General features: G+C 53.6%; 11 protein-coding genes and 1 pseudogene. 9 read left to right on the forward strand and 3 right to left on the reverse strand.

Annotated features, from left to right (window positions below; translation table 11 throughout):
- The first annotated feature begins 193 nt into the window (after window positions 1-193).
- Window positions 194-1630 carry a D-alanyl-D-alanine carboxypeptidase family protein gene (locus TPCCA_RS03945; protein ID WP_245522104.1) on the forward strand — a complete coding sequence of 479 codons (1437 nt, stop codon included), beginning with the start codon at window positions 194-196 and terminating at the stop codon, window positions 1628-1630.
- 60 nt (window positions 1631-1690) lie between these two features.
- On the opposite strand, the pseudogene clpA reads toward TPCCA_RS03945, so the two are convergent.
- Window positions 1691-4121: pseudogene (gene clpA / locus TPCCA_RS03950) on the reverse strand (ATP-dependent Clp protease ATP-binding subunit ClpA).
- A 45-nt stretch (window positions 4122-4166) separates the two neighbouring features.
- On the opposite strand from clpA, the gene TPCCA_RS05385 reads away from it, so the two are divergent.
- The 3 genes from TPCCA_RS05385 to TPCCA_RS03960 all read left to right on the forward strand — a co-directional run bounded on the left by TPCCA_RS05385 (window position 4167) and on the right by TPCCA_RS03960 (window position 6959).
- The gene (locus tag TPCCA_RS05385) at window positions 4167-4496 is read left to right on the forward strand and encodes a hypothetical protein (protein WP_193386064.1); all 330 of its coding nucleotides are present in this window, start codon (window positions 4167-4169) and stop codon (window positions 4494-4496) included.
- Between the two features lie 13 nt (window positions 4497-4509).
- Window positions 4510-5718 (forward strand): DHH family phosphoesterase, encoded by a 1209-nt coding sequence (locus tag TPCCA_RS03955; RefSeq protein ID WP_013945391.1) that lies wholly within the window; start codon window positions 4510-4512, stop codon window positions 5716-5718.
- A 77-nt stretch (window positions 5719-5795) separates the two neighbouring features.
- Complete coding sequence (locus TPCCA_RS03960; protein ID WP_013945392.1) at window positions 5796-6959, forward strand: ABC transporter ATP-binding protein; 1164 nt, start codon at window positions 5796-5798, stop codon at window positions 6957-6959.
- Between the two features lie 24 nt (window positions 6960-6983).
- Here the strand turns inward: TPCCA_RS03960 and TPCCA_RS03965 are convergent, their stop codons facing one another.
- Window positions 6984-9086, reverse strand: coding sequence for a ribonuclease catalytic domain-containing protein (locus TPCCA_RS03965; RefSeq protein ID WP_013945393.1), 2103 nt, complete (start codon window positions 9084-9086; stop codon window positions 6984-6986).
- Entirely contained in the window at window positions 9086-10483 is a 1398-nt protein-coding gene (locus TPCCA_RS03970) for a peptidoglycan bridge formation glycyltransferase FemA/FemB family protein (protein WP_245522105.1), read from the reverse strand. The genes TPCCA_RS03965 and TPCCA_RS03970 overlap by 1 nt, the downstream gene beginning before the upstream one ends.
- A gap of 224 nt (window positions 10484-10707) precedes the next feature.
- On the opposite strand from TPCCA_RS03970, the gene rpmF reads away from it, so the two are divergent.
- From rpmF to TPCCA_RS03995, 5 genes are all read left to right on the forward strand, one after another.
- On the forward strand, window positions 10708-10896 hold the full coding sequence (gene rpmF, locus TPCCA_RS03975; RefSeq protein WP_010882252.1) for a 50S ribosomal protein L32: 189 nt from the start codon (window positions 10708-10710) through the stop codon (window positions 10894-10896).
- A 60-nt stretch (window positions 10897-10956) separates the two neighbouring features.
- Window positions 10957-11193: an acyl carrier protein gene (gene acpP / locus TPCCA_RS03980; RefSeq protein WP_013945395.1), complete on the forward strand. Its 237-nt coding sequence runs from the start codon at window positions 10957-10959 to the stop codon at window positions 11191-11193.
- Window positions 11190-11954, forward strand: coding sequence for a ribonuclease III (gene rnc, locus TPCCA_RS03985; protein WP_013945396.1), 765 nt, complete (start codon window positions 11190-11192; stop codon window positions 11952-11954). The genes acpP and rnc overlap by 4 nt, the downstream gene beginning before the upstream one ends.
- 30 nt (window positions 11955-11984) lie before the next feature.
- The gene (locus TPCCA_RS03990; RefSeq protein ID WP_013945397.1) at window positions 11985-12896 is read left to right on the forward strand and encodes a DNA adenine methylase; all 912 of its coding nucleotides are present in this window, start codon (window positions 11985-11987) and stop codon (window positions 12894-12896) included.
- Between the two features lie 185 nt (window positions 12897-13081).
- Window positions 13082-14542, forward strand: coding sequence for a class I adenylate-forming enzyme family protein (locus TPCCA_RS03995; protein WP_083815510.1), 1461 nt, complete (start codon window positions 13082-13084; stop codon window positions 14540-14542).
- The last annotated feature ends 53 nt before the right edge of the window (window positions 14543-14595 follow it).

The following is a 14595-nucleotide window of genomic DNA, read 5'->3' on the forward strand; positions in this document are numbered from 1 at the left end:
GCTATACTAAAATAATGCAAACAACATGCTCTGCCGGGAGGCTGTATGATGACCCGTGTGGTGTTTTCTGTGGTACGCAGGACGTGTCGCGGCGTGCTTTTCAAGGGGTGACGCACGTGCGGTCGGCCCGTGCCGTACGCTCTGTCCCTAATACGGTGTGCCGGGACACCCGGTACACGCGTGTGCTGCCCGTTTGAAAGACCACTCATCGCGCTCCCCGCGCGCCGTGGTACGGCGGCGTGGGCAGCGCGCGCTGTATGCGTTAGGTGCGTGCGTAGTCGGGGCAGGGGCGCTGCAGTGGCACGCGCAGCGAGTACTCCACCCTTCCTTTCTTTTTTCCCCAACACTGCGTTTTTCTCCGTCGTCCCGTAATCCCTTTTCTGCTCACCCTATCCGTACGCTTCAATCTACCAATCTATCTGCAGGATCCACCCCACCCCCCATCAGTGCCCGCGCGTACGCCATCGCCGAAGGAGGAAGCGGCACACTCCTTGCCTCCTTCTGCGCAGACCTACCCCTCCCCCCGGCGTCCTTGGCAAAACTGGTTACCTGTGCAGTGGTCATGGAAGCACTCGAGCGTGGAGAACTCCACTGGCAACAGCGTATACGCGTACCGCTTGCAGGTAGCGCGCAGGCCTTTGCACCGGGCAGCTCGCTTATATTTTTACGTACAGGTGAGTACATCAGCGTACACGACTTACTCGCAGGTATGAACATCGTTTCGGGGAACGATGCAGCCTACACCCTCGCTTATGCAGTTGCAGGCAGTATACCGGCGTTCTGCACGCGCATGAACACGCTTGTACAGAAATGGGGTCTTACGCGCACACGCTTTGTGGAACCAAGCGGTCTGAGCGAACACAATGTAACTACTGCGCGTGACTTTGTGCTCTTTTGTTGCCAATACGTGCGCCGATGGCCTGAAAACCTTGCACGCTTTCATGCGCGCAGCTACTTTCAGCGTAGTAACTCTCCCGCTACTTCGAGAATACCCCCACACACACGTTTCCCTGCAACCAACACCCTGCTTGCAGCAACCGCAGCGCGCGGAAACGTTTCCACAGCAGTGCCCGGCTGCGACGGATTAAAAACTGGCTATATCCGCGAATCCGGCTTTAACGTCGCGCTCAGCAGTCTGCGCGGAGACACTCGCATCATTGCAGTTATCTTAGGCGGCGCAGGGAATTCCATTCCCGAAGGAAAGCGCATCCGCGCGCGTGACGGCGCTACCCTTCTATACTGGGCGTTCACCCATTTCCAGTGCACCGATGTACGCACGGCTATCAGTGATGCGCTTCCCCGTGCTATTCCCGTCCTGGGCAGCAAGCGCCCTGGGGCACTGCGACCAATCCTCCACCCCTCGTGTACATCGTGCCCAGTTCTGAATACGCCCGGTACGCGCATCAGCATAACGTTCGCACTCCCTCCCCTTTTGCGCGCACCGCTACAAGAAACGGACGTTATCGGTTTTGCGCATGTTCTTGACGAATCAAATGGAATGGTGCTCGCTCGCGTTCCGCTCGTTTCAGGCACCACTCTCACTGCCGGTGGGAACGCGCGCAGGATCATAGACGAGGTGGCGGTATGGAGTGCAGAGCTTTGGCGGAAGATAAGAGAGAAACGCGTTTGAATAACTCAGTGCACGTGCACTGCCTACCACACGGATACACCGTTACCGTGCCACGCATCATCACCCCAGCGCGTCTTGGATACTCCCCGAATACGAAGACTGCACGCACTCGATGCGGAGAAAATTGCATTGAGCATGCCGATCTTTTACCGTGCACCGCAACGCATCCCCCTCAGCGACTCCTCCAAAAAAGCATAAGATCTGCAAGCACATTTGCAACTTCCTGCTCTACCAAGCGCGCAACATTACGCGCACCACTTCCCCCTGAGTGACTACGCTCAGCGAGCAACGCGACTGCATCATCGGTAATATCAAAACGAATGTGTTTTTTCTGCAGTTGCTCACACACCAGGGCAAGCTCCTTGCGGGCGATGCGTTCCATCGTTTCCAAGGACAACGCATCAAAACGAATAACTGCGTCCAGCCGATTCCGAAATTCTGGAGAGAAAATACGTTCTACTGCTTCGTCGATAACTGCAGTACCCACCTGCCCCTTGTGAAAACCGATGAGAGAAACACCCATGTTCCGGGCACCTGCATTACTTGTCATTATCAAAATAACATTGCGAAAATCCGCTTTTCTGCCTTGGTTGTCAGTGAGCGTTGCGTAATCCATAATCTGGAGCAGGACATTAAAAATATCCGGGTGAGCTTTTTCTATTTCGTCCAAAAGGAGCACCGCATGCGGTTGTTTCCTTACCGCGTCGGTGAGCAATCCCCCCTCTTCAAACCCAACATAACCGGGCGGTGAGCCGATCAACCGACTCACCGTGTGCTTTTCCTGATACTCACTCATGTCAAAACGATGCAGCACAATCCCTAGTTCCTGGGCAAGCGTCCGCGCAAGCTCTGTTTTTCCCACACCGGTAGCCCCCACAAAAAGCAAGTTTGCTATAGGTTTATGCTTTACGCGTAATCCCACCCGCGCGCGCTTCAGCGCACGAGTGACTAAGTCAATTGCCTCGCCTTGTCCAAAAATTTTTTCTGAAATACTGCGCTCAAAGTTACGCAACTTTTCTATTTCGCTTGCAGATACCCGCTGCTTAGGGATTTTCGCAATTTTTGCCACAATTTCGTCTATATCCGACTCCCCAATTACTGAACACACTCCCTCTGTTCCGTGCTTTCCCCGGGATAGCTTTGCACACGCGCCTGCTTCGTCGATAATATCAATCGCCTTATCCGGCAGATGTCTTCCTTGGATGTATTGCACCGAAAGTCTCACCGCAGCAGCTAATGCTTCATCACTGTAATGCACTGCGTGAAAGTCTTCGTAAAGCGTACGAATCCCTTCCAAAATTCGGAGGGTTTCCTCCTCAGAAGGCTCTTCAATATCAATTTTTTGAAAACGCCGTGCTAACGCCTGATCTTTGCGAAAATGTTTGGTGTATTCCTCATACGTGGTAGAACCAATACAGCGAATCTTTCCTGAAGAAAGCAGCGGTTTGAGTAAGTTAGACGCATCCAAACCACCCGAACCGCCTGAGCCAGTACCGACTACCGTATGAATTTCATCAATAAAAAGAATTGCTTGTGTTTTCTTTTCCAACTCTTCTGCAAGACGCTTGAGCCGCTCTTCAAAATCCCCTCGAAACTTTGTACCTGCTAACAGGCTTGTCATATCAAGGCTAAAAATCTCTACTCCCTCTAACGCCTCTGGCACATCGCACCGCACGATACGTTGCGCAAGCCCCTCAGTAATTGCCGTCTTTCCCACACCAGCTTCACCCACATGTACCGGATTATTCTTCTGTCTCCGGCACAAAATCTGAATCGTCCGCTCAATTTCCTGCGTACGCCCAATGAGCGGAGCAAGCTCTCCCCGACGAGCACGTTCGGTGAGATTCACCGTATACTTTTCCAGCACCGTATACCGATGCGTATCTGCATCCGTGCGTTTATGCGCGCAGTGTTCATAGTGCACATGTACGTCCGCTGTGTTACCATCCCCCTCTGTTCCATCGAGCGGAGGACTGTGCCCTGCAGATTCGCCAACGTCGTCTGACTCTGAATACCTTTCTTGCGCGTTCGACCCCATCGACACATTCTTATCCCCGTGCCGGATGCCATTGACACGAGCTATCACTTCAATCAAGCGCGCCGTGCTCATACCCGACATACGCATGTAGTACGAAGCATAGTTTGTCTCCGCTTGGAGGAGACTTACCAACAGATCTCCGACTTCAAGAGCATTTTTTTTATTCGCCTCGCAATACAAGACTGCACGCTTAAGCAGATGCTGAAAACCCAGTGATTGAGAAGGAGTATGACTTAAGTCAACGGGAACTTGTGTTTTTAAAAACTCTGACAGATTACTATGGATGAGCGCGATATCCGCGCTACAGAGATTGATAATTTCCAACGCAGCAGGATGCGCAAGGGCAGAAAAAAGAACATGCTCTGCGGTGATGTACTCGTGATGCCGCTTACGCGCTAAATCAAAGGCCTGATCAAGAATAATTTGCACAGAAGCACTGATGATAATTTTCATTTCCTCTCCATACCCTCGTGGGGGATGCCCCCCTGTGTACGCTTCTTGCAGCATGCCCCAACGCAATCGCAAGACACACCCTGCCCAAGGCAGGGCTGCAGTCCGTTCATATACGCAAGACGCGCAGGCACGTCTTTGCGCGCCGCACGAACGGCAAAAACGATGCAGCCTCGGGAAACGTCATCATGCAAAAGGAAAACTCAATACAACCTCGGCTCCGTCACGTCTGGCGCACACACAATCACTCCTGCGCACGCCAAGCTGCCTCTGGCCCAACGGTACTGCAAATTCACACGAGTAACAAGGGAGCAACATTACCCAGAAAATAATTGGGAGAACGGTCTCACTTGCCGCACACCAGCGGACACTCTATAGTATACTCGCCGTCATGGGCGCGCTAGCGTGTGACTACACCTATTCTCTGTCGCCAAAACGAGATCTCTCCATTGCAGCGAAAAATGCCGTCGTCCGAAATATTCTGCAGGAGATTGCGATACACGGCTCCTTTCTTTTGCTCGGACATGAACATCCTGATGAAGACTGTATCGCATCGTTAGTAGCCTTCGCACTCCTGCTCACGCAATGCAATAAACGCGTGGAAATTTGTTGTCAAGGTCCCATTCGTGTGCAGATTTCATTCCTCATTGATATTTGTCTCTATAACGGAATTGCCGTCCATCTCGATACACAAACTGTCCCCCGTATGCCGGATGCCCTGGTCATTCTAGACACCCCAAATCCCGGTATGATCTACGCGCCTCCGTCGTGCCGACTACTCCTTTCAGATTCGACTATCCGTAAAATTGAACTTGACCATCACCTTTTTGCAAACGCTGCCTGCTGCGGTGATCCAGGCTACAGCCTTATCGCACGCGCCTCTAGCACGTGCGAAATCATCGCTTATCTTTGTTACAAACTCGCGCGTAACCACGCGCAGCGCACTGCGCTTGGGATACGCAATTTGTATTCACGCAATGTTGTGCTTTCAATACTCACCGGTATGATAGGGGATGCAAAGACAGGTGCTTATTTGATAAGTCGGAAAGACCGCGCGCTCTACACCTACTTCACCCAGAGGCTGAACACTATGCTCAGGGAAAAAACAAAACCGACTACCGGGAACATAGCATCCACCAAACAAATCCTCCATACCCTGGAGTCTCTGTCCGCTGAAGAACATGCGGTTTACCAAACAATGGTGAAAAACGTGCAACACCGCGGCAGTATTTCCCTGCTCCTTCTCAATCAGACACAAACACAGGCGTTGCACGAGTGTTGCAATGCAGAACATTTCGTTTCGTTGATAAAAATGGCGACCAGCAACATTGCAGAGAGTATCTCAGGTATCGGTATCTCCGCGTATCCAGATCCAACACAGCAATTTTATGTCACGCAGTGGCGCGTGCGCACTGCCGCGCGGGTGAAACAGTTGGATTTACGTTTACTACTATCTCATTTTGCTATTCAAAACGGCGGTGGACACGCCGGTGCCATCGGCTTCCGTTTCTTTGCACACGAATTGATAAATCAAGATTTGTTTACCGAAGCGCTTGTCGCATATCTAGACGACCGCTTGCACCACATGCAGAGCGCGTAATATGACAACACCACCTCCCGTTTGCGTAAGGAAAGTAGTGTGTTGCGCACCCGTGTTTCAAAAGGAATGTAAACGCTATGGCAAAGGTTGAACTCAAGCATATCTGTAAGACGTATCACGGATGCGTCCATGCAGTAAAAGACGTAACTATTACCGTAGAAAGTGGAGAGTTCGTGGTGTTCATCGGACCATCTGGATGCGGCAAGTCAACTGCACTACGTATCATTGCAGGGCTTGAAGATATCTGCTCAGGTGACCTCTACATTGACGGTGAGCACATGAATCACGTTACACCAAAAGATCGCAATATCGCGATGGTCTTTCAAAACTACGCGCTCTACCCACACATGAACGTTTTTGACAACATGGCGTTCGGCCTTAGAATCCGTAAAATCCCTCAGCAAGAAATCATCCGCCGTGTCCACGAAGCAGCGCGTGTTCTTGATATCGAACCACTGCTTGCCCGAAAACCCAAAGCACTTTCGGGGGGACAGCGACAACGCGTTGCAGTTGGACGTGCCATTGTCAGAAATCCTAAGGTTTTTCTCTTTGATGAGCCATTGTCAAATTTAGATGCAAAGTTGCGCGTGCAAATGCGATCCGAAATCTCTCTTCTTCACAAGCGCCTAAAGGCCACGATGATTTACGTCACCCATGATCAAATAGAAGCGATGACAATGGCAGATAAGATTGTCATCATGAAAGACGGGTGCGTACAACAGATTGGTTCTCCTCTCCATATCTACCAGCATCCTGCGAACACGTTCGTTGCACAATTCATTGGTTCTCCTCCTATGAATTGTTTCCCTGTTACGATTGTTAAAGATGAGCATGGGATAAAAATTGATACAGGTCTTTTTGTTCTTCGACCGGATATCCCCGCGTCCTTTTTGTTAAAAAACTATATTGGCACACAGGTAGTCTTTGGCCTCAGACCGGAAGCTATCACGCCGCGCACGGAAGAAACACTCGCGCGAGAATGCGCCAACGTCATTCAGCTAAAAGTACTTGCAGTTGAAGCTCTAGGGGCAGAAACGTTTGTGTATCTCGATGCAGGTGTACAACCGATAGTTGCCCGCTGCAACCATACCCTAACCGTACACGAGGGAACTTTGCTTACCCTTGCACTCGATTTGTCCAAAGCACTGTACTTTGACGCAGAAACCGGGCACGCCCTGCAGGGAGAGTCCAGCCAGGTGGCTACCGCACACGCACCGCCTGAGATATCCACAGGGGAATAACACAGATCCGAAAACATGCTCCTCTTATGAGGGCTGCTCCGCCTCACCTTCTACAGCCTGCGTCACGCCGTGGTGACAGTGCTCGCAGACAGAAAAATGTACTTCTAACGTGGCAAGGCGCACACGCACGACACGGAGCATTACGCGTTCGTTGAACTGCGCCTGCCGACCTAATGCTACATCCGCCTCAAGAGCAACAGCAGGTAACCACACGTGTGCACGCGGTTGCAGTGGCTCTAACACAATCGCTTCGTACCGCGTGTGTGGGTGCATCAAAAAGTATACGAGCGTCCAGTGACGACGCGATACACGCTCTGCTTGTGTGGCCTGGCGCGCTGCCTCATCTGCCTGCGCAAGCTTGAGCGCAAGCGTCTCGTTTGTCTGTGCACTTCCTACAGCAGGAGCTTTTGCATACGCGTGATCAATACACGCCAGTAATTGTTGATGCGCAAGCAAATCCACATAGCGACGCAAGGGACTGGTCACCTGACTGTACTGGGACAGTCCGAGTGCTGCGTGCACCGCGGCGGTTGTGCTCACGCGACGAGCTTTCATCGCGCGCCGCTTTTTGTACTCCCCCGCCAATCCCGCTGGTAGTTGCACGGGCAGCTGAGGACGTTCCTGACTCACATAAGGAAAGGCAAGGTTATGTAGAAAGGCAAACCGTGCTGCCGCTTCTCCCGCTAAGAGCATGAATTCACGCACCATGCTCATAGACTCGTACGACTGCTGTGCTTCAATGTGAACACGCGGCACCTTTCCCTGTGTATCGGGCACGTCCCCGGCGTTCATTTCCTTTCCCGCTTGCCCTGTTTCTTGCACAGGAAAATCTACCTTCATGTGGACATCAGGAAAGCAAATGTCCACTGCGCCGCGCCCTTTTCTCCGTGCAATGTTGTTGCGCGCAAAGTCAAAAAGAGGCTGCAACGCGGGGGTATCGCGCTGGGAATCCGCCTCCGCATAGGAAAGGCGCGTAACACGCACCATGCTCCGGAGCACGTGCACACAGCTGATGTCACCGTGCTCATCAAGTAAAATTTTAAAAGACAGTGCAGGAGAAACTGCGTCGCGCGCAAGCGCACACGTATCAACCACCACGTCGCTGAGCATGCGCACTGCGCCCTCAGGCAAATAGAGCGAAGCACCCCGTGTACGTGCGCATGCATCTGCGTGCGAATCAGGAAGAACGAGCTCTGCAGGGCTCGCTACATGGATCCAAAAATACGTACCATCGAAACTGATCGCATCGTCAGGGTCGCGCGTACCCTCCCCATCGATGGCATACGCGGCAAGATGCGTACAATCTGTGCGTGCTTGAGTGACACACCTATGTGTGTGCACATCTTGCTGCGCCGCACGTTCTCCATCAGAACCAGACACATGAGCAGGACTTAAAAATAGAAGACACAGACGATCAGGATACGGATTGCGATACACCGGCCAGAACCCGAAGTGCAAGAGTATTTCATGCGCTTGCTCCCTGTGCTCGCAGCCTAAGGCACACTGCAAAATCTTACAGCGATTCGCGTGCCCCAACGCGAACGCTTCGATTTCCTGCAGAAAGGGCGTAAACTGCTCGTTCACCTGCGACACGTGCACACGATGCATTCCTTCCTGCGCAGTTGGTGCCATATTGCGTGCACTCCGTGCGACGCGCCGTAGTTCCTGGATGAACGCCTGCTTTAACGCCTGACGCGCTTCCTTTTTTTCTTCCTGCACTGCGCATGATGCGCACTCTTGCTGAGAGCGGATGCGCACTGCGGCGGCAGGCTCATTGCAAACAAAATACGCACTTTGCACACTTTGCTCCCAATAGGCCCACGACTGCGCGGCAGAAGCCCCCCAGAGGAGCTCTGCAAGTTCAAAAAAGGAAGGAGCTTCGGTACCGAAAAACTCGCGCGCGTCCTGTACGGATTCCTCGCTTATACGCGCAATGTGAGACGCAGACAATAGTTCTACCAGGGAAGAAACAGTGCCCGAGTGCAAGAGCAAAACGTCTTTCACGCGCACGCGTCTTAACCCGTGTTCGGTTTCAATGGTGATCTTCGCATCCTTCCCTCGCTCGATAGCGTGTACACACGCAGGGCGCTTTCGATAGAGCACCGGACTCCCCACATGTAGTTCCATCACGCACCTGCGCCTGCAGTATGCGCTGAATAGTTTTGAGTACGCTGTCTACCGAGTGACTGCAGACAGGCGCACACCATCCGTCGAACACGCTTGAACCACCCCATACGCACACGCTCAGCACATGCATATGCCGCAGCATGCAATTGCCGAACCGGCATATCTACGCTTCCTACACGATGGAATACGAATCCGCCAAAACCTGTTTTAAAACGGTACAACCCGTGCATTGGGTGACGCACATCGTCCGTTGGCGGAATACCGTAAAAATCATACCAAAGACAGCCGCGCGCACGCGCTTCTTGAATTGCATACCATTGCAGCGCATACGGTGCCATAAGATGGCGTGCTGAATAGTCAGAAGCTCCATACACATAAGTTGCGCACGTGTCAAAACACAACAATACCAAAGCTGCAATTGCCTGCTCATCAGCGCACCCTAATTCTCTGTCTTCCGATGCCGGGGGATGGGGTGTCTCTATGTTCTTCGGTGTGTCTTTTCCTGCAATACGCACCCGCGGTGCTGCACGCGGAGCATAGGCAAGACAGAGCACCAGCATCCCCTGTGCTGCAAATGCGGTGCAAAAATCGCGATAATATTGACGGGTGTGGATGGCAATGCGATCACGCGCCGCAGTTTTTTGGTACAGCGCGTAAAACACATCCACCGCCGCGCGCAGACTACCCGGCGAACCCTCCTGCGCGAGCGTATCAAAACGCGCCACACGCACACCGTGCTTTTGCGCACGTCGAACGTTGTAGCGCCATTTTGGTTTGAAAGCAGCAAAAATATCTTCCCGCGAAGGGCGCATATCCAACAGCAATGTATCCTGAGGCTGCACGTTACAAGCAGCGCGCCGTAGTCCACACGCGTGGAGCTCTCGCGTAAAGAGCTCAATCTCTGTTCCCACCGCGCAATGCGTAGAGGAGGATGCAAGAGAAGGGAGCGAGCACACCGCAGCAGCCCACCCCCACGGGGGATCAAACCGCACGAGGAACGGCTTACGCACGAAAAAGGGAAGTAGCGCGCGCGTTAACTCACGTAGCAGACTGGCGCGTGCGCGCGCCATCTGCCGTGACGGAATCTGATCGTCCTGAAGATACGGGGGAGCACCCGGCGCATACGCAAACACGCCAAAGGGCTTAATATTCTTGCACAGAATGAGCAGGGGAAAGTGTTTTTCTCCTCTAGTGTTTGCATCCGGGCGCACATGCACGCTGAACACGTACGTCTGCCAGCCGTACGCTCGCTTGAAGTGCGCCCACGCAGGACTTTGTAAAAACGTTTCTGCAGTCCACGTCTCCTGCGTCCACTTTTGCACGGTAACTACGAACATGGGGCACCCATTGTACTGCTCCCCGTGCACCGGATCCAGATATCTCCCAAAAAGCTCCATTACCTGCCGTGCGCTCCCGGTACGCTCTGTATGCAGAGGATACGCTCTCTCCCTCTTGCAATACATCCGTCCCTTGCCCCCACACGCAGGGGGCATTGCACAATGCTAAGAAGCACACACGAGCACCCTTGACCGTTCACCGAAGAACATGCACAATGGCGAGCCTGTGTGTTGCGGTCGACGGTCCGAAGCGCACAATTCTTGCGCAGAAAGGAGCGCACCCTATGGCAGTGCCCCGAGCAAATACCTCAAAAGCACGCACCCGTAGAAGGCGTGCGGTTAATATGCGGCTTGAGGCCCCACATCTTGTTGAGTGTGGGAACTGTGGTAATTTTGTGCAGTCTCACCGTGTGTGTGGTAGGTGTGGCTTCTACCGGGGGCGCCAGGTGATCAACCCTGATGACCTTTGCTAGTGCCCGTGCGAGTGTGCACCTGAGCGGCTGCCTTTTGCTCGCGCACAAGGAGGCTTCCCCGTGGATGAGTTGTTCTTAAGAATGAGGGCATTAGTGGCAGAGAAATTAGAGGTGGGGGAGGCGTCCATCACGCTTGATTCCTCCTTCCGAGGAGATCTCGGCGCTGATAGCCTAGATACCTACGAGTTAGTCTATGCGATCGAAGAGGAGATGGGGATTACTATCCCCGACGAAAAAGCAAACGAGTTCGAAACAGTCAGAGATGCGTACGAGTTCATCAAGTCCAAAGTGACATGAGCCTGTGTCTCGGTCATATTTTTTCCCGCTCTCGTTCTCCCCTCACCCCCGAGCGTAGGGAGTCTCTCCGGTGCCTGCAAGAGACGCTCGGTGTTAAATTCCGCGATCCTGCCGCACTCGACCAGGCACTTTCTCACCGGTCTTTGTTTTCCTCAAAGGAGGGCCATTGCGGTGTGCGCCACAATGAGCGCATGGAGTTTCTCGGGGATGCCGTGCTTGGCGCGGTAGCCGCTGCTTGCCTGTATCGCGCACTTCCCGACAGTCACGAGGGGGATTTAGCAAAGACTAAGGCGGTGCTCGTGTCTACTGACACCCTCTCGGACATTGCCTTGAGCCTGCGTATAGACCACTACCTTCTGCTAGGAAAAGGGGAAGAGCTTTCAGGAGGTCGGCACAAAAAAGCCATCCTTGCCGACGCTACCGAAGCTGTCATCGGTGCGCTTTTTTTGGATTCAGGGTTCAAGGCGGCAGAGCGTTTTGTTCTCCGTCTCCTGCTCCCCCGTGTCCGCCCCATACGAGAGAAAAATTTGCACCATGACTACAAATCTACCCTCCAGGTGCTTGCACATCAGCGCTATCGTAGTAAGCCGGAGTACACGGTCGTCAAGCGCACCGGACCTGATCACAGCGTACGCTTCTGGGTGGATGTTACCGTTGGCGATGCACGCTTCGGACCCGGTTATGGCACCAGCAAAAAAAGCGCAGAACAGTGCGCCGCTCGCCTTGCATGGGAACAATTATCCGGCACCCTCCGGGAGTAGCGCGTATGCTGCCCTGTAAGGATACTCTCCTTGTCCCGCTCTGACACCGCCCGCCCCTTCGTAAAATGGGCAGGAGGAAAGCGCGCCCTCGCCCCAACCCTTTTTGCGCATATGCCACAGACATTCGGCTCCTACTTTGAGCCTTTCGTGGGAGGGGGAGCGCTCTTTTGGCACCTGTGCGCGTGTACTCGGGTGCGCCTACACGACATCTATCTATCTGACATAAATTGGCCACTGCTGTGCGCGTATGCAGCCGTTCGTGACCGTGTAGAAGAACTTATCGTCCGGGTTGGACAGCACATCGCCTGCCACACCCCTACCTATTACCGTCTTGCGCGGCGTAAATTCGCCGTATGCGAGCATCCGCTCGAGGTTGCCGCGCTTTTCCTGTACCTGAATCGGAGCTGCTATAACGGACTGTACCGTGTCAATAAAGCAGGTCAATTCAATGTGCCTCTCGGACGCGCTGCACCTGCGTCTCCTTTTCTAAATACCACCGCGCCTACCCCTCGCAGTACACAGCCTGCGGCGCAGGTCGGACACCTTGCAATACGCATTGATGAGGAGAATTTACGCAGCTGCGCGCGTGCGCTAGCAAACACCACTCTTAACTGCCAACACTTTTCTTGCATTCAACCTGCACGAGGAGATTTTGTGTATCTCGATCCACCGTACCTTGGCACCTTCAGTGCCTATGATAAAACCGGTTTTGATAGAACAGCGCACGAATCGCTCGCTGCATTTTGCATGCACCTGGACGCGCGGGGAGTTCTTTTTATGCTCTCAAACAGCGATTGCCCTGAGGTACGCGCATGGTATCGTCCATTCCGTGTGCAACAACTCAACGCCCCTCGGTGTATCGCACGATCCGCTCACGCAAGGGGAAAAAGGTGCGAAGTGCTTATCACCAATTACCCCTGCGCTGACACGGCTACACCGTAGCTTTCTGCACTCTCCTGGCCGTATCGCATCGCGTATTGCGGCGTTTAATGCCACTACAGAAGTTTTACGGTCATAAAAACCATCCGTGGGGACCCGCGTGCTCTGCGATAATGCTTCGTACACACTGCACGTATGACGTAGTAAAAGATATAAAACGGTAGAAAAACGTAACAAATGCAGATACTATGCCCGCCATGTACAGTCGAAGGGGAACCGTGCCACATCTTACCTTTGAAGCGGCACTCAGACACTGTGCCCAGCACTTTGGATCTCAAAATGCAGTCTGCTTCCTAGGCCATGCTACGGACACGCATTCGCGGTGCTGCTTGAACTACCGTCTCTTTGCACAGCGTGTGCGCCGTGCACGCCAGTTGCTGATGCGCTGTGGTGTGCGCGCAGGAAGCTGCGTTGCGCTCTTTGGCCCCAACTGTCCACAGTGGGGAGTTAGCTACTTTGCAATAGTAAGCCTTGGTGCCCGCGCAGTCCCTCTCGTACCAGAGCTCAGTCCGCAGGAGCTGCGCCGCTGCCTCCAGCATGCTCACGTTTGCTGTGTCATTGCGGGCGCTGCAGAAAGAGAAACACTCGCCCAAGCGGATACACTCACCGATCCGGACGCTGCTTCTTGCTCCGCAAAAGACGGGCAGGACCTTTCTACCGTATCGCACACCGCGCAGAGAACACTGATCGCTTTGGAAGATTTCTCCCTTGTCCGCACAACGGACGGTGTACAAAACACTCCAGTACCTGCGACGCACTGGAGGAATGCTGGATCAGACCCAGATGCCATTGCCAGCGTGGTGTACACCAGCACCGGAGGCGCTGGCACTCCTCCCCGTGCCGTAACATTTACCCAACGGAATTTACTGTGCACCGCGCGATATGCACAGCGTGTACTGCGTGTACGCACGCACGATGTGGTTTTTTCGCTCCTCCCCCTTGCACACTTATTCGAGTTCGTGTGTGCGTTTCTTGCGGTTTTTTTACAGGGTGCCTGCGTGTGGTATGCACCTCCACTCCCACAGATGCGGTTGCCACTGCAGCAATTGCAATGCGTAAAGCCGACGTTGCTTTTCTGTCTCCCACCTTTTCTGGAGGCTCCCGAGCAGCCGCGTTCGCGCCGCCCCTGTGCTCGGCAGCTCCATACCCAACTTGGAGGACAGCTGCGCCTCCTGGTTCTCTGGAGCGAAGAGTGCAGTGAACACACGCAGATTTTGCACCGGATCCCGCTGGAAGCGGTGCTCTTTCACGGGTATCTACATGCGAGCGTGCTCATTTTTGTGACCGCAAAGAAAAATACAAAAGACAAAGACATGCCGGCGCCACGCACTCAGACGCGTGCGGTGCCCGGTTTAAAAACGCGCCTTTTAAACTACAACGCGTTCACCAGCACCGGGGAACTTGCCTTACGGGGAGAGGGTGTAACACCCGGCTATTGGCGCGATGAGGCACGCACACGTGCAGCGTTTACTCCCGACGGCTGGCTCCGTACAGGGACGCTTTGGACAAAGGCAGAAACCGGTAATCTCCTCCCCTGCAGCAGCTCGTGCCATATGCAACTCGGTGCGCGCGGAGAAGCGGTGTACGCAGAGGATCTTGTTTGTGTGCTTATGCAACATCCTTGCGTGTCTACGCACACGTGCGCGTAGACACGCAAGGGCAAGCGCACTGCGCCGTATGGGTAAAACAAGGAGCCGAACGA

Origin of the sequence: Treponema paraluiscuniculi Cuniculi A, from assembly GCF_000217655.1 — a bacterium.
In the GTDB taxonomy this organism is placed as follows: Bacteria; Spirochaetota; Spirochaetia; order Treponematales; family Treponemataceae; genus Treponema; species Treponema pallidum.